This is a genomic window from Acidiferrobacter sp., from assembly GCF_054609335.1.
This window is the reverse complement of record NZ_JBTRWP010000052.1, coordinates 1-18,545: the sequence shown is the minus strand read 5'-3', so window position 1 is coordinate 18,545 and position 18,545 is coordinate 1. Positions and strand designations below refer to the sequence as shown.

Genomic DNA, 18,545 nt, shown 5'->3' with positions numbered 1-18,545 from the left:
GTCCACCCCCTTCATTGCCCGAACAGTGGTCGCTGATGACGCGCCTTAAGAGTATGGGAGGTGGGGGCGCCGCCCTTTGCTCGCCCGATGCCTTCCTTCCGCGCCCTAGGAGAACCCAACATGTCTCTTAAGGGGGGGGCTTTATTTCCATTAGTGCAGGCTTATGGTGTGGGTGGCGCTGGGCGACGGCATCTGGATACGGTCTTGTGCCGATCGACCCGGATCCGGGTTTTGTGCCGCTTGTCGCCACTCGGCGCCCGCTCATCTGTTGCGCGAGGCGGCTGGAATATATTCGTCTAGAGTGGAAAAGTGGTATGTTTAGATAGTCGACGCATGCAACATTCCATCTTTGTAATGAGATCAGCACAATAATAGGAGTATGGCGTGTTTTTCCCAGGGAGAAAGTGTATGAGGGTCCAGGTTATATCCAGTTTTATTATATCGGCAATGTCCCTTCTGGCGATAAACCCGGCAATGGCGAGACCCGGGACGCTTGACGTTTCTTATCTGGGTGCCCCGCCGGGGGCACTTGGAGGGTCGAGCGGGCGCTTGACGGCAGGAGGCTATCGCAAACCCTGGATTTTCACCGCGCCGCCGCGGGGAACGCGCGCGCAGCAAGAGGCAATGTATGCGCCTATCGCCCGTTTTCTAAGTCACGCGGCAGGGCACAAGATCGTGTATCGTGAGCCGGGCAACTGGCTCACTTATAGCCGAGCGATGACGGAGGGGAAGTACGACATCGTTTTCGACGGGCCCCATTTCACGAGCTGGCGCGACCGCTATCTGGGCGACATGCCTCTGGTGCGACTCCCAGAGCCGTTCGTGTTTGCAGTCGTGGTGCGTCGCGGCGAACGGTTCACGAAACTGTCGCAGCTTGCGGGGCAGCCGGTCTGCGCGAATTCACCACCGAATCTCGGCACGCTGTCGCTGTTGAGTCAGTTTTCCTACATAACGCGCCAACCCTATCTGGTCGTGGTGCATGGATGGCCCGCGGCCTACAAAGGCCTCATGGATAAGCGCTGCGGGGCGACCGTGCTGCCGATCGCCAACCTCAAGCTTTACGAGAAGGGGCGGCATACTGTGCGCACGCTCTATCGGACACCGGTCTATCCCAATCAGGCCATATCAGCCGGGCCCCGCGTGCCGGCTGGGGTGCAGGCGCGCATCCGTGCGGCGCTCTTGTCACCGGCCGGGCAGGCGGCTACGCGCACTCTTCGACATGCCTACGGGGCTGGGCGGTTCGTCCCGGCCAATCGGCGCGATTACGCCGGCCTCTCTCACCTTTTGAATAACACCTTGTATTTCAGCGGCGGCGGCCAAGTGGGCATAGCCCAACGTTGAGACGCGGCCGTCCGGAAGGGCGAGGATGAAACTCTGGCGCCGCGCGTGCAGAACGCGCGTTGGCGCCGAGGGCCGAATGGGGTAAGGTGAGTGATCTGCTCGTTCCGGCTATGGATGTCCAAAAAGTTCGAAAATAATAACGCGCTTATAAAGACGGGTGGGCCTGACGCGTGGTGTCTAGGCCTGACCAGGGACGCGATCCAGCACAAGGGAGTGAGCTATGGCTACGGTTGTCGAGGGAGAAGCGACGTTGGTTGGGGGATCGGAGGGCACCGAGGGGCATAAAGGCCGAAGGGCGCTGGGTCTCGCGGGTGCGTTCCTCGTCTTGTTTATTCTGCGGTTTGGGCCCCTTCTGCACGGGCTTACGCGGCCGGGTCAGGCGGTGCTCGGGGTGTTTCTGTGGTTTATCGTGTGCATGGTCACGAACGCCCTGCCGAAGGCGCTCGTGGGTCTGGCATCCCCTCTGCTGCTCGTCCTTATGGCTGGCATGAAGGTGAAGCCTGCCTTTGGGGGATTCAATGGGGATATTTTTTTCCTTGCCGCGGGGGCCTTTATCATCGCCGCTGTGATGATGAGCACGCCCTTGGGGAGGCGCATCACGCTCACCGTGGCCACGGCCATGCGCTCGAGTCGCGCAACGCGCGTTTTGCTTGGGCTCACCTTGGCCGAGGTGGCAACCAAGCCCTTTCTTCCGGTCGTAAACGAATGCGCGCTCTTTCTGCCGATGTGCAAGGGTGTTTCGTCCTTCATGGCCGGCAAGGAATCGCTGCCCGAGTCGCGACGTATTAACACGGCGGTCATGTATCTGATTGCGGGCCTCCTGCCGCTGTTCATAGGCCCTCTCATGCTGACGAGCGCGTTTCCGAATCTGATGCTCGCAGCCTATCTGAAAAGTACAGATGGCATAACGATCTCGTGGGCGCGCTGGGCGTGGCTCAATCTGCCGCTCTGGGGGCTTATACCCATTACCTATTTCTATGTGATCGCCTATTTTCGCCTAGGTGGTCTTGATATCCCCGGGGCGGAGGCGGGGCTTGCCAAGATGAAGGAGGATCTGGGGCGCATCACGCATACCGAGATATGGACGCTTTTTTGCCTTGCGCTTGGCATGACGCTCTGGATAGGCGGATGGATCCCTCCGGGCATGACGGCGCTCCTCGCGGCTTCGCTCTTGTTTGTGCCGTGGAGTGGCGTGGGTTTCCAGGAAGTCAACAAACATATGCTATGGGATATCCTGATGCTCCTCGGGGGCGCGATCTCACTTGGCACGGCGCTTTATAAGGCGGGCACGGTGACCTGGATGTCGCATGGCGTGGTGGGTTTGATCGAAGGCAGCCATCTTCCCTTTCTTGTGGTGTTGATCCTGCTCGTGTTTGGATTTCAGATCGCGCGCGCCGGCATCGTAAGTGCGGTCGCGGCGGGGGCCGCTTTCATACCGCTGTCGGCGGGCCTGGCGCACGCCTTGCACGTCCCGGTCCTGCCGTTTTCACTTATCATAACCAACTGCCTGCAATACGCGTTTTTTCTGCCGATCTCCATTACCGCCTTCCTGATCGCCTGGAGCGCCTCCGAGACATCTGGGTGGGAGGCCATCAAGTTTGGGGTGCCGCTGTCGATCGTGGCCAATCTTTATGTGATTTTGATACAACCGCTATGGCTCGCGGCCATAGGACTGCCCTTGTAGGGCCAGAGTGGGAATACGGTTTATATAAGTGAGGGGATGGGTCGTGAAGAAGATGACGGAACTAGAACTTTCGCGCAAATTGGGTAGCTATGTGGCGCCCCGCGGACTGTACGAGCAGCTGAAGGAGACGCCGTTTTTGGGGAGCGTGCGCTGCAACGCGTCTGTTCTTGAGGCGGGCGCATGGACCGAGATCGTGCTCGATTACGAGCTCGGTGCGGCGGGTATGGCGGATGGCTCGGTCTTCAAGGCGACCTTCCGGTTTTATTCCGATTGGGCGCTCTTTCAGACCACCGACCCCTGTGGTGCGGACTATGTGAGCGCCGAATATCAGGCGGGCCCTTTGGTTTCAGGGCAGAGCCCGGCCACCGTGCAGGCACTCAAGGTGCGGTTCGACCAGAAAGGCCATGAGCGGCCGTTTCAGAAGGCCATCATCGTGGATACGGTCGACGGTTACCTAAAGGCCGGTGATCACATCATCGTACGCATCGGGGACCGGCGCTACGGCGGCCCGGGCACCCGGAGTCAAACCTTCGTTGAGGAAAATTTCCGTATACGGTGTTATGTCGATCCCTTGGGGACATCGCGCTTCGCCGCGATTCCAAACGATGTGATCCTGCAGATCGTCCCGGGAGAGGTCTCGCGCCTAGTTTTCACGGGTCCACGCTTGGTACGCTTAGGTGCGCGCGCCGTTATGCGGCTACGGGCCGAGGACGCGTGGGGTAATACCTGCCGCGACAAGCCCTATGCGCTGAATATTGCGGCCACACGCGCAGATCGGAAGGTCCACGGAGGCGAGGTGGTGTTCCCTGCGCACGGATGGTCGGTGGTGACTCTGGATGATCTTCCGACGGATGCGGCGGGCGAGCTCATCGTGACCGCAAGTCTCGCGGGGCAGCCCGCTGTCGCGAGCGCCGAGAGCTATCTCGCCGTGGATAAAGACCTCGCTTGCGAGCGCATGTACTACGCCGATCTGCATGTGCATTCGGAGGATACGATAGGGACCAATAGCACGAGCTATAACCTCGCCTATGGGCGCGACGTGTCGGGGCTCGATGTTCTGGCCTTTGCGCACAACGACTTTAATATCACGAAAGACCGGTGGGATGAGACCGTGCGGCAGATCGACACCATTAATGTCGATGGCGCCTTTGTCGCGTATCCGGGCGTTGAGTGGTGCGGCAGTTCCTGCGCGGGAGGAGATCATAATGTGGTCTATCTCCATGGACGGACCCCGGAGTTTCCCTACCTGAAGTCCGGGGAGCATGTGCGCGCTTTTGAGTGGAACGAGGACATGGGTGCCGGCGCGCACATCGAGCCTGGGGCATGGCCGCTTGAGGAGTTGTGGGCGGCCTATGCGGCGGATTCCGAGGGTCACCTGCTGATCCCGCACGTGGGTGGCCGACGCTGTGTCTTGGACTGGCACCATCCGGCGTTGGAGCGTTTGGTCGAGATCGGTTCGTCGTGGGGGCATTTTGGCTGGTTGTACCAAGAGGCCATGGAGCGTGGCTATAAGATCGGGGCGTCCATGGCGGGCGATGAACATCGGGGGCGGTGCGGAGGTGGCGTGCCGGGCACCGCGGTGTTCGGGACCAAGGGGGGCCTTGCGGGCGTGGTGGCCCAAGCCCTGACGCGCCAGGCTATAGGCCGGGCACTACGCGCGCGCCATACCTTTGCGACCACGGGGGAGCGCACCGTGGGCTTGAGCCGTTGCGGCGCGTCTATCCAGGGCGACGAGCTTAAGAACAAGGGGCCCGCGCTCGTCGATTACCGGTTTCTCGGGGACGCAGGTTGGGACGAGATCGCCGCCTACGATCACACGGGCCTGTTCTGGCGCCGCAATCTCCAGGAGGAGCTTGGTTACTCGCCGCGCAAGATCCGCATCCGCTGGGGTGGGGCGCGCATCAAAGATCGCTACCGGGCGGCGGCATGGCGCGGAACGATCACACTGAAGGGCGCGGTCATCCATAGCTTTACGGCGCGCGGCTTCGAGCATAAAGAGGAGGCTTGTTGGCGCGAAGGTGCGACCCAGATTGGTTTTCGGAGTGAAACCTATGGCGACGCCGACGCCATCGAGATCGATTGCACGGATTGGGCTTCGGCCACCTTACGCATCGAAGGGACGATAGACGGCTACGTCAAGGTGGGCGACGTTCGTGAAGGCAATCCCTTTGAGCCCTGTCCTAGCTTTAGCTGGGAGGTAAAGGGGGAAGATCTGTTGCGCGAGGCGGCTTTGCGCCACACCCTGCCTGGGGTCGAGATGTTCCTGGCCTGGGAGCGCATGAGCGAGCAGGCGCCGCCGCGTGAGGTCTCTGGGCGGATCACCGTGAGCCCCGAGAATGGTCCGCACGGGTTCAGGCCCGTGTACTTCGTCGGCCGGCAGATCGATGATGCCAAGGTTTGGACATCGGCGCTCTTCATAACTTTCACGAACTGACGGGGCGCGCCGTTGCAGGAGCCTGTTGCTTGCGGCGGCGGGCGAGCGCCAAGTAGACGACCGGTGTTGTGTACAAGGTCAAGGCCTGGGATACGAGCAGTCCTCCTATGACGGTGACGCCGATCGGTTGCCGTAAGTGGTGGCCGGTGCCGAAGGCAAGCGCCAGAGGGAGGGCGCCGAGCAGTGCCGCGAGGGTGGTCATCAGTATGGGGCGGAAGCGCTTCAAGCACGCCGCACGGATGGCCTGCTCGTGGCTCAGCCCTTGGGTTCGTTCCGCCTCGAGCGCGAAATCGACCAGCATGATGCCGTTTTTCTTCACAATACCCATCAGCAGGAAGATCCCGATGATCGCAAGCAGCGACAGCGGGATGCCGGTGAGTTCGAGTGCGAGCAGCGCGCCCACGCCCGCTGAGGGGAGAGTCGAGAGGATCGTCAGGGGCTGAGCCAGGCTCTCATAGAGCACCCCAAGGACGATGTAGATCGTGGCCAAGGCCGCAAGGATCAAGAGCGGCTCTGCCTTGATCGACTTCAAGAAGAACTTGGCATTGCTCCCAAAACGTACGCGCACGCCCGCAGGCAGCGGCATGGCCGCCACGGCCTTTTGTATCTCTGTCACCACAGGACCCAGGACGGCACCGCGCGCTAGATTGAAACTTATGCTGGCCGCCGGCATACCGTCGTCGTGGCGGACCGACAGGGGCACGGCCGTGCGAATGAAGCGTGCGATCGCAGGCAGCAGCACAGGTCCATTCGTTCCGGCAACGTAAAGGTGATCGAGCTGATTGGGGGATGCGGCGAGCCCGGGTGGAACCTTCAAGACGACCTGATACTGGTTGCGTGCATCGTAGATACGGCTCGCTTGGCGTTGCGCATAGGCATTATTCAAAGTGTCGTCGACGGCGGCCACCGATACCCCCAGGCGCGCCGCGCGTTTGCGGTCAATGGCAACTGTGATCTGTGGCTCGGGCTTATCCTGGTCGGAGGACGCGGCGCGGATGCCAGGGAGATGGGCGATCCGCTGCTCGATTTCGTGGGCGACGAGGCCAAGCGATTCCAGCGAGGGGTCGAGGATCGTGAACTGGTATTGCCCGTTTGCGGGCCGGCCCCCGAGGAAGATGTCCTGCGCTACCTGCAGGTAGGTCTGGATGCCCGTTATGCGCTTCAGCTTAGGCGCAAGCTGCGCGAGCACGGCGCGCGCCGAAAGGCTCCTCTGATCGCGCGGCTTGAGTCCTATGAAAAGCTTGCCGCGGTTGGGTGACGTGAATCCATTGACGACGCCGATACTTGAACTCACCGTGGCGACATCGCGATCCTGAAGGAGTACCGCGACGACCCGGCGCTGCAAGGTCTTCATACGCGCAAAGGACACATCGGCGCCAGCGACGGTATTGCCGATGACAAGCCCCGTGTCTTCCTCGGGCAAGAAGCTTTTCGGCACACGCGTGTAGAGCGCGACTGTGATCACCACTGTGGCGAAGGTCAAGAACAGCATGAGGCGGCGGTGGCGCAGGGACCAATCGAGGGAGCGCTCATAGGCGCTCAGAGTGCCCCGGTAGGCTGAGGCTAGCCGTGCCGCGAGCGAGCCCAGGGGTGGCGCGGTGTTGGTGCGTCCCATGAAGTGGGCGCAGATCATAGGGGTGACGGTGAGCGAGACCAGCGCCGATACAGCGATCGCAAGGGTGAGCGTCACGGCGAATTCATGAAAGAACTGCCCCACGATCCCGGGCATGAGCGTCAAGGGAATGAAGACCGCGATCAAGGACAGGGTGATGGACATCACGGTAAACCCGATCTGGCGCGAGCCCCGCAGGGCCGCTTCCAGGGGCGGGTAGCCGGATTCGATCTGGGTCATGATGTTCTCGATCATGACGATGGCGTCGTCGACCACAAAACCCACGGAGATGGTGAGCGCCATAAGCGAGAAGTTGTCGAGCGAAAATCCAAACGCCCACATCCCCGCCAGGGTGCCCGCGATCGATAGCGGCACGGTCACGCCGGCGGCGACTGTGGGCGCGGCGTGCCCCATGAATCCCCATACCACGGCGAGCACAAGCACCACAGTGATCAAGAGCGTGATTTCGATGTCGTGGATGCTGGCGCGTATGGTCGTGGTGCGGTCGGTCAATATATGGAGATTGACGTCGGGAGGGAGCGCCTGGCGGATCGCGGGAAGGCGTTTTTTGATGGCAGCGATGGTCGCTATGACATTCGCCTCGGGGGTCTTGGTAATGGTCACAAGGACCGCTGGCCGCGCCCCATCCCACGCCGCGAGGTTGGTGTTAGCCACGCCGGTCGAGACCGTGGCGACATTGCCCAGGCGGACAAAGGCCCCCGCGTGGGCTTTGAGGACGAGGCGTCGATACGCGCGGGCCGTATGCAGCTGGCCGTTGGTGGCCAGCACCGTGTCTCGATGCGGGCCGCGAAATTCGCCGAGCGGGCTTAACACATTGGCATCCCGGACCGCCGTATAGATGTCTTGGACGGTGAGTCCTGCGCGGGCGAGCGCGCGAGGGTGTGCATCAATCCGGACCGCAGGCGATTGGGCGCCGTTTAGTTGCACGAGGGCTACGCCCGGGACTTGCGCAAGGGTCTCGGCAAGTATCGTATCAGCCGCGTCGTAGACCGCTCCCGGCCGCCGCGTGCGCGAGGTGAGGGCCATCGTCAAGATGGGCCGCGAGGCGGGATTGAACTCCTTGTAAAAGGGGCGCGAGGGCAGGTTTGCGGGCAAATCCGGCAGGGCCGCGTTGATGCCCGCCTGAATGGCGGCCGCATCTTGGGCGGCGCCGCCGATGCGCGAGAAGAACAGCACGACATTGCTTGCACCGATCGAATTGAACGACAGCATCTGGTCGAGACCGGGAATCTTGCCCAGTTGTCGCTCTAGGGGGGCGGCCACGGTGCTTGCCATCGTCTGGGGGTTGGCGCCCGGTTCATTGGCGAGCACGACGAAGGCGGGCAGCGGGATGTTCGGGACCGCCGCCACAGGCAGCATGCGATCGGCGACGATGCCGCTGATCAGGAGGCCAAGGGCAATGAGGATGGTCCCGATGGGGCGCTTGATGAAGGGCGCGGAGACGTTCATGCCTCAGTCCTCAAGCGCGGGCGCTATCCCGAGCCAGTCGGGCCTACGAAAGCGATCCAAGGTGAGGTAGATGACCGGTGTCGTGAACAGTGTGAGCGGTTGGCTTACCAGGAGACCGCCTATGATCGTGATGCCAAGGGGGCCGCGAAGCTCCGCCCCTGCGCCTCCTTCGAGGATGAGTGGTACCGCACCGAGGAGCGCTGCGAACGTGGTCATGATGATGGGACGCAGGCGCAGCACTGAGGCCTCGACGATGGCGTCAAGGGGTGCGAGTCCACGGCGCTGCGCCTCGATCGCAAAATCTACCATCATGATGCCGTTTTTTTTCACGATACCCATGAGCAGTACGATGCCGACTAAAGCTACGATGGTAAATTCGGTATGGGTGAAGTAGAGCGCGGCAAGGGCCCCGACGCCGGCTGATGGCAAAGTCGACAAAATGGTCAATGGATGGATCGCGCTTTCGTAGAGAACCCCAAGAACGATATAGATCACGACCAGGGTCGCCATGATGAGCCAAGGTTCGCGCGCGAGCGCGGACTGAAACCGCGCGGCCGCCCCTGCGTAGCTCCCATGGACCCAGAGAGGTTTCCGTAGCCCATGTTCAGCGCGTGCTATGGACCGTTCGGCCGTCTCGAGTGGCACGCGGTGCGCAAGGTCGAAGCCTATGGCCACCGACGGGATCTGGTTTTCTTGCGTGATGGCAAGCGGCGCGGGGCGGATATCGATGCGGGCGATCTCGGCGAGCGGGATCTGGGCATTGCCGATCCCAGGAACGTAAAGCGAGCCCAGCCCCGCTACGCTTTGGCGAAACCGCGGTGCCACACCCAATACCACGCGGTACTGATTGTTTTGTGTGTAAATGGTTGATACCTGGCGCTGTCCATAGGCGTCGTAGAGGGTATTCGTCACTGCCTGCACGGTAACGCCGAGCGACGCGGCGCGGGCCCGCATGATATGTACAAAGGTCTCGCGCCCTGTGTTCTCGGTGTCGGCTGTGACGTGACGCAGTTTCGTGTCATGCCGCAAGCGCTGCACGAGCGCCCTCGAAAAGCGGGTAAGCGCCTGGGGGTCCGTGCTTGTGAGCGTGTATTGATAGTCGGTCGGCGACGGCCGCGAGGAGAGAGTGACGTCCTGCACTGGTCGCAAGTCAGCGCTAAGGCCCGGGATGGTCCGCAGCACGCGCGCTAAGCCTGCCTCCACCACTGGCAGGGCCGGACGCGTACCGATGGGCTTTAGGACGATCGTGAGGTGCCCTATGTTGGGTGTCGGGTTGGTAAGCCCGGTGCCGATGTAGGAGGTAACCCCGGCCACGGCCGGATCGCGCAGGATGCGGGCCACGGCCTGCGCTTGGCGGCGCGCGAACGCGCGCAGGGATATGTCAGCGCGGGCATGGGTGGTGACTGCGATCTCGCTTGTGTCTTGGCGCGGCAAGAGGCCCTTGGGGATCGCCAGAAAGAGCGCCAAGGTGCCTGCGAGTGTCGCGCCAAAGAGCAGCAAGACCAGACTCCGGTGGCGCAACACCGAAAGGAGCGCGCGACGGTAACGTTCTCGCAAGCGCACCCAGAGATCATCGATCGTGCGCGCCACGACGGAACGCTGTGCGGCGGTCGGTCGCAAGAGATGGGCGCACATCATGGGGGTGAGCGTAAGCGAAATGAGCGCCGAGAGGGCCACGGCGACCGAAAGCGTCAGGGAGAATTCTCGAAATAGCCGGCCCACGAGGCCCGGCATGAAGAGTAGCGGGATGAAGACTGCGATGAGCGACACAGTGAGCGAGATGATTGTAAAGCCGATCTGGCGAGCGCCCTCGAGGGCCGCGGCGAGCGGCTTGGCTCCGGCCTCCAGGAAACGCACGATGTTTTCGATCATGACGATGGCGTCATCCACGACGAAGCCGGAGGCCACGGTGAGCGCCATGAGCGACAGATTATCGAGGCTGAAGTCGAGTGCGTGCATGGCCGCGAAGGTGCCGATCAGCGAAAGGGGCAGGGCGACTGCGGGCACTAGCGCTGCCCGCCATGTAGGCAGAAACACGAATATGACGAGGATGACGAGGATGACCGAAGTGACAAGTGTGAGCTCGACATCCGCCACCGAGGCCTTGATCGCAATTGTGCGATTGGCCACCACCGAGAGCTTGGTGCCAGCCGGGAGCGCCTGGGAGAGGCCCTTCAGGCTCGCCTCGACACGGGCCACGGTGCGTACGATGTTGGCGCCCGGTTCCCGGTCTATGGAGAGCAGCACCGCCGGTACGCCGTTGTAGGTCGTGGTCACGGCCGAGTTTTCGAGGCCCGACCCGACCGTGCCCACGTCGCCCAAGGTGACGGGTGCGCCGCCGACGGAGGCGACCACAATGTCACGAAAGTCACGGGCGGTGTGGATCTGATCAGAGGCCCCGATGGCGAAGGCCTGTCTGCGTCCCTCGAGTCCCCCTTTGGGCCCATTTTGATTGGCGTTCCCGATCGCCGTGCGCACCGCCTCCAGGGACAGACCGTAGGCGGCGAGGCGCTGGGGATCCACGTTGACGCGTATGGCCTTTTTCATCCCGCCTTGGACACGTACCCGTCCCACGCCCGAGACTTCACTCAGACGCGGGGCGATCAGCGTATTGGCGGCGTTGGCGAGCGCGTAAAGGGGTGCGGTGCGCGATGTCAGGGCGATAATGGCGATTGGCGCGTCTGCCGGGTTTACCTCGGTATAGACCGGCGGATAGGGGATGTTCGGCGGCAGGGTCGCGGCGGCCGCATTGATCGCCGCCTGGACCGCTTGGGCGGCGGTGGCGAGCGGCTCGCGAAGGTCGAAGCGCAGGGTGATGGCGCTCATGCCGTAGGAACTCACTGAGCTCATAGCCGCAAGCCCCGCGATGTCCCCGAGCTGGCGCTCGAGGGGGGCTGTGATGAGGCGGGAAATGGTGTCGGCGTTGGCGCCTGGCAGGCGAGTCGTGACTAGGATTGTGGGGAAGGCCACGGACGGCAGAGACGCGACTGGCAGCGCGCGGTAACCCAAGAGCCCGGCCAGCACCAAGGCCACGGCGAGGAGGGTGGTGGCGATCGGACGCGTGATGAAGGGGCGCGAAATGTTCACGGGTGGCCAGTCGTTCGCGTGTTTTGGAGTGGTGTGGGCAGGATCTGGATGTGCGCCCCAGGGTGTAGGCGCGAGCCTCCCAAGACTACGACTTGCTCGCCTGCGCGCAGCCCGGCGCGCACCACCGTGAGTTCCTGGTCGGCAAAGCCGAGTTTGACCGGGACCGGGGCTACGCGCGTGACGGGGACGCTTGAGCCGCCGGCCTTCTTCTTCGCGCGCCCCTTGCGCACGACATAGACGAACGAGCCCTCAGGGCCCTGGCGGATCGCCACTGAAGGCACGACCAGGGCGTGCCGTTCGGTGCGTACTTGCAGGCGCACGTTCACGAAGGCCCCGGGCCAGAGGGCGAATGATGGGTTCTTGAAGCGCGCCTTCAGGGTGAGAGTGCCGGTGGACTGGTTGATGACGTTGTCGAGGACCGCAAGCACGCCGCGCGCGGCCACGACGCGGCGCCCGTCCTTGCGCACAAACGCCGTCACGTTTTGCCCCCGGGTGTGCAGCGCCTGCATGACCTCGGGAAGGTCTTGCTGGGGGAGGCTAAAAAGGACATAGATCGGTTGCAGGGTGGTAATTGTGACGATGCCGCCGGGGGTCGCGGGGCTTACGATATTGCCGGCGTTGACGGCAAGAATGCCCGTGCGTCCAGTGATTGGGGCCTTGATGCGGGTGTAGCTTAGGTTAGTGCGGGCGGTTTCAATCGCCGCGTCATCTTGCGCCACGATCGCACGGTCCTCGGCGACCGTGGCCTTTTGTTGCGCCACGATCTCGGCGGATATGTAGTGATGCGTGATCAGAAGCTCATAGCGCTTCAGGGTATCGCGTGCGACCGCGAGCAGCGCCAGGTCTTGGTCGCGCCGGGCCCGGGCTTGGGCGAGCGCTGCCTCATAGGGGCGCGGGTCGATGCGCGCGAGCAGGGCGCCGCGGTGCACGAAGCTACCTTGCCGGAAATCCACGGCCTGTAGAGGTCCTGTGATCATGGGCTGGATCGTGACGGTGCGATAGGCTTGGACAAGACCGAGCGCGCGCACGGTGATCGGGATATCCGCGGTTTTGACCGGCGCCACGCGCACGGGAATCACAGGTGGCGTGGTATGAGCCTTATGCGGTCGCTCCACGAGCCGGACGATAAGCAGGACGCCCAGGAGGAACACGGGAACGAGGATGATGCGTCGACGACGTGACATGTCAGCTTCCTGTTCGGCCCAGCGGCCGGCGCAGATGCCAACCGCCACCGAGGGCTTGGTAGAGGTGGATTGCGGCGTCGAGCCGTGTGAGCTCCGCTTGTGTGTAGTTGTTCTCGTCGCCCAGGAGCGTCTCTTCGGCGGTGAGTACCGCGCTTACGTCCACGATGCCGGCATTTAGTTGTGCGCGCACCGCGGCCAGGGCGCGGTGCGCCTCACGCACCGCCTCCGCCTCGCGGCGCTCTTGTATGGTGGCGTAGTGCAGCGCCGTCAAGGATGTCTCGACGTCTGTGAAGGCGCGGATCACCGTCTCCTCGTAAGTCGCTACATCCTCTTCGTAGACGGCGCGCGATACTGCGAGGTTGCCCGTTAGGCGACCACCTTCGAAGAGGGGCTGGGTTGCGGAAGCGGCGGCATTCAGTAGGAGCGACCCAGGCGCAAGCAGGGTATCGAGGGCGGCGCTGCTTTCATTGGCGGAGCCCGTCAAGGTGATGGAGGGGAAGAAGCTCGCGATCGCCGCCCGAACGCCGGCATTAGCGGCTATGAGGTTGGCTTGCGCCTGGGCAATGTCGGGGCGCCGGCGTACAAGGCTCGAGGGGAGCCCCGGTATGAGACGCGGAACTTTAAGCGACGCGATGGTTTCCTGTGGGATGGTGAGGGATTCAGGCGCGCGGCCTATGAGGATGCCGAGGCTCAGGGTCTCTTGACGCAGTTGCGAGCGCAGGACCGGGATATTGGCGCGCTCCGAGGCCACCAGGGCGCTTTGCTGGGCGACCGTCACGGCGTCGACGGTGCCGGCGGCGAACTCGGCCTTGAGTTGGGTGAGCAGCGTGGTGGCAGCCGTTAAGTTGCGCAAGCCTATGGCAAGGGCGTCACGGTCAGCGAGGATCTGAAACCAGGTGGTTGCGACCGCGGTCACTTCGGTCAAGGCCACGGCGTCACGGTTGAAACGCGAGGCCTGCGCGTCGGCGAGCGCTTGGCGCAAGGCGTCGCGGTTTTTCCCCCAGAGGTCGACCATGTAGGAGATTTGCGCCGACGCGCCATAGAGGGGGCTCGGGGTGTGGCCACCTGTGGCAAAAGCACCTGCCGCAGCGCCCGGATGAGGGATCCTTTGCCACTGCGCGTTGCCCGTCGCATTCACGGCCGGCAACAGGGGGGCGCCTGCGACCTCGGCATTGGCGTTGGCGGCTTCGAGTTCGGCCGCTGCCACCCGGATACTGAAGTTGTGACGCTCGGCCTCACTGATGAAGTGGTCGAGCGGCGCGGAGCCGAAGCCCCGCCACCATGTGGCGCTGGGCCAACGGGGGGGCGCATTCTGCGGGGCGCTTACGAAGCGTGCCGGGTTGGCAAGCTTGGGCGCATGGAAGGCGGGCCCCACGGCGCAGCCCGAGAGGAGCAGTACTAGGGCGAGGAGAGGGGTTTGCCCGGCGCGTCGGGGCTGCCGGTGACAAAAGGAGGTTCGCATCTAGCGTGTCGCGCAGGCCTTGAGGGCCCGCGGCCCACAGAGGTCGCCGGTTGCAGACGCGAGCGTCTCGGTTTGAGGTGTGTTCACGGGACATAACTGTACAGGGCGCCGCGTCTTTTGCTAAGCGGTATCTTGTTATCGCATTCCCGGGGGTTGGGGGTATCCGTTTCACCTGTCCCAGGTGCTTCACAAAGGAGAATATTGACGCCCTTATGGCAGCCGGTGCGTGTCAAGGCAGTTGCCGGTGTGCCAAGAAGTCGCTCCTTATTCCCCAAGAGAGCGACTTCTTGGCACACCGGCAACTACTGTGACACAGGGGAAGCCAGCGTGGCACCTGATCATAGGGATACGGTGTGGCGGGCATCGACCTTGGTCGGTTGTGTCCGTGCCGCCTCTGTCATAGTGTCGGGAACAAAAGGACCGGCGGCCGCGGCGGCGCGGGTGGGCCGCATGAGAGGCATGCCCGCGAGGTTCTAGAAGCAAGGAGCCGGTGGTGCCCGCAAACAGGCCCAATGGGGGAGCGAGAGATCTTGCGCTGAGTCCGGAGGAGGCGCTGCGCCGTCGCCGCGAGGAAGGCGACAATATCCTCCCGGGCAGCAGTCCCAAGCCGCTGTGGGCGCTCGCGGTGGGTGTGATCGCGGAGCCCATGTTCCAGATGCTGCTCGTGGCCGGAGCCGTCTATCTCGCGCTGGGCGACCGCGCCGAGGCGCTCTTCCTGCTTGGCTTCGTGTTTATCGTCATCGCCACCACGGTGGCCCAGGAGCGCAAGACCGAGCGTGCGCTTGAGGCCCTGCGGGATCTGTCCGCTCCCCGCGCGCGCGTCATTCGCGATGGGGGCGAGTTTTACGTTCCGGCGCGCGAAGTGGTGCGTGGCGATGTGCTGATGCTGCGCGAGGGGGATCGCGTGTCGGCGGACGCGCTACTGCTCGAGGGCCGTCTCGCCGTGGACGAGTCGCTCCTGACGGGCGAATCGGTGCCCGTCGACAAATGGCCGGGGCCCGCCGACGCGAGCTTGGGCTTGCCGGGCGGCGAGAACGCGGCTTCCCTGTTTGCTGGCACAGTCGTGACGAAGGGTCAGGGGTTTGCGGTTGTACGCGCCATCGCCACCACCACCGCCATCGGACGTATCGGTCAGTCGCTCGCTAAGACGCGGGAGCGGCCATCGGGCCTGCAGCGCGCCTCGCGCCGACTGATTCGTGACTTGACGGTCGTGGGACTTTCACTGGCGGCGGCCCAGATTCTGTTGAGCTGGCTCTGGGGCGGCCAAACATTTCTCGACAGTCTGCTGTCTGGCATTGCGCTGGCAATGGCGATCCTGCCCCAGGAGATTCCGGTCGTCCTCACGGTGTTCCGCGCCTTGGGGGCCTGGCGCCTGTCACAGCAAAAGGTCCTTACCCAGCGGGTCATGGCCGTGGAAACACTCGGCGCCATCGGCGTGCTGGCGGTCGACAAGACCGGCACGCTCACGGAAAACCGCATGGAGATAGCGCAACTATCCGTTGCGGACACTGATTTCCGCGTAGACGGCGATGTGACGCCACCCGCCCTGTTTAGCGTGCTCATCGACACCATGCGTCTGGCCACGCCCGCTGATCCTTTCGATCGCATGGAGCGCGCCATTTGCCAGTTCGCGCGGCGTTGGGGCCCGGGCTCGCACGCGAAACTGACCCATGAATACGTATACGACATATCACCGGCCATGCTGGCGATGACGCATGTCTATGTCCGGGATGATGGCGTGCAGGTGCTGGCGACAAAGGGGGCGCCCGAGGCCGTCGTGGACATGTGCCATCTGCCGCCCGCCGAGGTCACGCGCATCCACGGCCGGGTGACGGCGATGGCCGAGCGCGGATTGCGGGTCCTTGGGGTCGCAAAGGGCGAACTCCGTGGACTGCGGCCGCCGACGCAGCGCGATCTCGGCATGACGTTCATTGGGCTTGTCGGTTTCATGGATCCGCCACGGGCGGCGGTTCCGTCGGCGCTCGCCGAGTGCCGGGGGGCGGGTGTGCGGGTCATCATGATGACGGGGGATCATGCGGTGACAGCCCGCGCCATCGCCATTCGCGTCGGCTTGAGCGATCGACCGGATGTCATCACCGGCGCCGAGATCGCGGCCTTGTCGGACGACGCGCTGCGCAGGCGTATGAGCCATGTGGACATTTGCGCGCGTCTGCAGCCGGAGCAGAAATTACGGCTGGTGCAGGGCCTGAAGGAAAGCGGCCTGGTGGTGGCCATGACCGGGGACGGAGTCAATGATGCGCCCGCTCTCAAGGCGGCCGACGTGGGTGTGGCCATGGGCGAGAGGGGTACTGATGTGGCGAGAGAAGCGGCGGATATTGTTCTTCTCGACGACAGTTTTGCAAGCATAGTTGCGGCAATCCGACAAGGTCGGCGGATCTATGACAATATCACCAAGGCAACTCGGTTCGTGTTCGCAGTGCATGTGCCGATCATCGTCCTTGTGATATTTCCTGTGTTGGTCCACGAGCCGGCGCTGCTTCGGCCGGTACACATCGTGCTGCTCGAGTTGCTGATCGACCCCGCCTGCTCCGTGGTGTTCGAGGCGGAGCCCGCAGATCCCGATGTCATGACGCGTCCGCCACGCCCGCTGTCGGCCACGCCGTTTGGCGCATCGAGCCTCGGTTTTGCCTCGGTGCAGGGCGCGGGGATTGCCGTGTGGCTGCTTGCAGGCAACCAGTTTATGGTGAGGCAGGGACTTACTGCGCCGCAATGCCGCCTGTCTATTTTCATCGGTCTTGTGCTCGGACTGCTGTTTCTGATTGCTGCGAACCGCGATCTGTCGCGGCCCCTTTACCGGCATGTTGGCACGCACAACCCGTGGATAGTTTCTGTCTCCATCGCCGCGGCCGCGATGCTTATACTGATGGTGGCGGTGCCAATTCTCCGCCGGCTGATGGCATTTGCCTGGATCGGGCCTGTCCAGCTGGTCTATGGAACCATCCTGCTGGCGGGGATCGGTGTGTGGCTCGAAGCGCTGCGGCGCCTGTGCGGGAGGCGAATGCTGCGTCGCGCGCAGTGACTCGGTGCGGTGCGCCTTGGGTCGCGGCGGGGCTGGTCGTCTTGAAGAGGGAATGGGCGCCTAAAGCGCCGGCGACGGGTGATTGCGGTGACGGGCGCATCGGACAGGGGGAGGATCCATGGTAGCCCAGGAACACGTGCCTGTGCCCGTCGGCGACATCGGCGGCACCAAGACCGATCAGGCCGGCTTCGCAATGAACCAGGGGTTTCGCAAACCCCTGGCGCGCGCACTTCTGTAACGTCGAACAAGCCAGCCTGGACGGAATCGTTGCAGTCTTCCCAAAAGCGGCGGCGCTCGCAGTCGACGTCGCCTGTTTCGATGTCGCAGGGCCTGTGCTCGGTGGCCGCGTGCGCCTCACCAACCTGCCATGGGAGGTTGGTGCCTGGGGAATTAAGGAGGCGGTCTCTGACTTCTGAGATTACCGAACGCGCAGTTGACTTCGATCCCTAGCCGGACAAAGCTGAGATAAACGCCGATTTGCGCGGTTTTGACGAACGTCGGAGGATTCGCCCTTATCGGGTGCGCACCGCAAGACCCTGAAGGCGCAGAAGAGCCGGTTGCTTTGGGCGCGAGGGGCCATCGCTGCCGTGCACATATCACACATCACGCAATCGCGAAGACGGAGCACATCCGGACCTTCTTGGAGTTGCGAAGTGAGTTTCCGAGGAGGCCGCCCGTAGGGTGTTTGTGTGCATTGAGGAGTTGGCGGCGGGTCTCGCCTCCTCGGCTGACGTTTGGCCAGGACGACACAACCGCTCCTCGGGACATCCTGGATCCCGAGATCACGGCGGAGTCTCCAGGGGAAACGAAACGGTAAGCGTCGGCCCGCACTCGCGAAGGTTTGAGGGCTTGCGGCAGCGCGGCTCGGCTCGCAAAGGGGTGTCATGGTGGGGGCTGCGAAGGAATAATCCCCCGGGGCCCAGCGTCTCTGTACCCGGGGGGGAGGACTCTCTCCCACACACTCAAAGTACGCGGAGAAAATTTCACGTGAACCTTCCACGCAGAACCTTTTTGAAACAGGCGTTCTCGGGTTCGGCCCTGGCGGTGGCAGCAGGCGCAGGCCTCTTGCGTCCGGGCCAGGCCCTAGCCCACACTTGGCCGACTTGGCCGCAGGCGATCTTCCATGAAAAGAAGATACCGGTGGTCTTGCATGAACTCTTCGGCCATCGGCCGATCGTTCAGGGCGGCCTGCACCTCCATGCGCCGCTCGAGGCCGAAAACGGAGCAGTGG

The 18,545-nt window shown here is 63.2% G+C and carries 10 protein-coding genes; 6 read left to right on the top strand and 4 right to left on the bottom strand.

Features of this window, described 5'->3' with window-relative positions; all coding sequences use genetic code 11:
- Positions 1-549: 549 nt before the first annotated feature.
- The 3 genes from ACYCTF_RS11925 to ACYCTF_RS11915 all read left to right on the top strand — a co-directional run bounded on the left by ACYCTF_RS11925 (position 550) and on the right by ACYCTF_RS11915 (position 5,459).
- Positions 550-1,341, top strand: a complete 792-nt coding sequence (locus ACYCTF_RS11925; RefSeq protein WP_461284939.1) for a phosphate/phosphite/phosphonate ABC transporter substrate-binding protein — start codon at positions 550-552, stop codon at positions 1,339-1,341.
- A 220-nt stretch (positions 1,342-1,561) separates the two neighbouring features.
- The gene (locus ACYCTF_RS11920; RefSeq protein ID WP_461283672.1) at positions 1,562-3,025 is read left to right on the top strand and encodes an SLC13 family permease; all 1,464 of its coding nucleotides are present in this window, start codon (positions 1,562-1,564) and stop codon (positions 3,023-3,025) included.
- A gap of 52 nt (positions 3,026-3,077) precedes the next feature.
- On the top strand, positions 3,078-5,459 hold the full coding sequence (locus tag ACYCTF_RS11915; protein ID WP_461284941.1) for a DUF3604 domain-containing protein: 2,382 nt from the start codon (positions 3,078-3,080) through the stop codon (positions 5,457-5,459).
- Here the strand turns inward: ACYCTF_RS11915 and ACYCTF_RS11910 are convergent.
- Genes ACYCTF_RS11910 through ACYCTF_RS11895 form a run of 4 tightly spaced genes read right to left on the bottom strand, consistent with a single transcriptional unit; the run spans position 5,449 to position 14,274 of the window.
- Positions 5,449-8,541, bottom strand: a complete 3,093-nt coding sequence (locus ACYCTF_RS11910; protein ID WP_461283673.1) for an efflux RND transporter permease subunit — start codon at positions 8,539-8,541, stop codon at positions 5,449-5,451. The two genes, ACYCTF_RS11915 and ACYCTF_RS11910, sit on opposite strands and share 11 nt — an antisense overlap.
- A gap of 3 nt (positions 8,542-8,544) precedes the next feature.
- A complete protein-coding gene (locus ACYCTF_RS11905) occupies positions 8,545-11,628 on the bottom strand; it encodes an efflux RND transporter permease subunit (protein ID WP_461283674.1) in 3,084 nt (1,027 codons plus the stop codon).
- Positions 11,625-12,812, bottom strand: coding sequence for an efflux RND transporter periplasmic adaptor subunit (locus ACYCTF_RS11900; RefSeq protein ID WP_461283675.1), 1,188 nt, complete (start codon positions 12,810-12,812; stop codon positions 11,625-11,627). Before ACYCTF_RS11900 ends, ACYCTF_RS11905 begins: the two co-directional genes overlap by 4 nt.
- A gap of 1 nt (position 12,813) precedes the next feature.
- Positions 12,814-14,274 (bottom strand): efflux transporter outer membrane subunit, encoded by a 1,461-nt coding sequence (locus ACYCTF_RS11895; protein ID WP_461283676.1) that lies wholly within the window; start codon positions 14,272-14,274, stop codon positions 12,814-12,816.
- Positions 14,275-14,767: 493 nt separating this feature from the next.
- Between ACYCTF_RS11895 and ACYCTF_RS11890 the strand changes: the two genes are divergently transcribed.
- From ACYCTF_RS11890 to ACYCTF_RS11880, 3 genes are all read left to right on the top strand, one after another.
- Entirely contained in the window at positions 14,768-17,314 is a 2,547-nt protein-coding gene (locus ACYCTF_RS11890) for a cation-translocating P-type ATPase (protein WP_461284938.1), read from the top strand.
- 254 nt (positions 17,315-17,568) lie between these two features.
- Complete coding sequence (locus ACYCTF_RS11885; RefSeq protein WP_461284940.1) at positions 17,569-17,730, top strand: glucokinase; 162 nt, start codon at positions 17,569-17,571, stop codon at positions 17,728-17,730.
- 571 nt (positions 17,731-18,301) lie between these two features.
- On the top strand, positions 18,302-18,545 hold a 244-nt coding region (locus tag ACYCTF_RS11880; protein WP_461284757.1), incomplete at its 3' end, for a twin-arginine translocation signal domain-containing protein.

Coding starts and splice junctions, on each gene's coding strand:
- ACYCTF_RS11920 (WP_461283672.1), top strand. CDS start 1,562: ATGGCTACGGTTGTCGAGGGAGAAGCGACGTTGGTTGGGGGATCGGAG.
- ACYCTF_RS11900 (WP_461283675.1), bottom strand. CDS start 12,812: ATGTCACGTCGTCGACGCATCATCCTCGTTCCCGTGTTCCTCCTGGGC.
- ACYCTF_RS11910 (WP_461283673.1), bottom strand. CDS start 8,541: ATGAACGTCTCCGCGCCCTTCATCAAGCGCCCCATCGGGACCATCCTC.
- ACYCTF_RS11895 (WP_461283676.1), bottom strand. CDS start 14,274: ATGCGAACCTCCTTTTGTCACCGGCAGCCCCGACGCGCCGGGCAAACC.
- ACYCTF_RS11915 (WP_461284941.1), top strand. CDS start 3,078: ATGACGGAACTAGAACTTTCGCGCAAATTGGGTAGCTATGTGGCGCCC.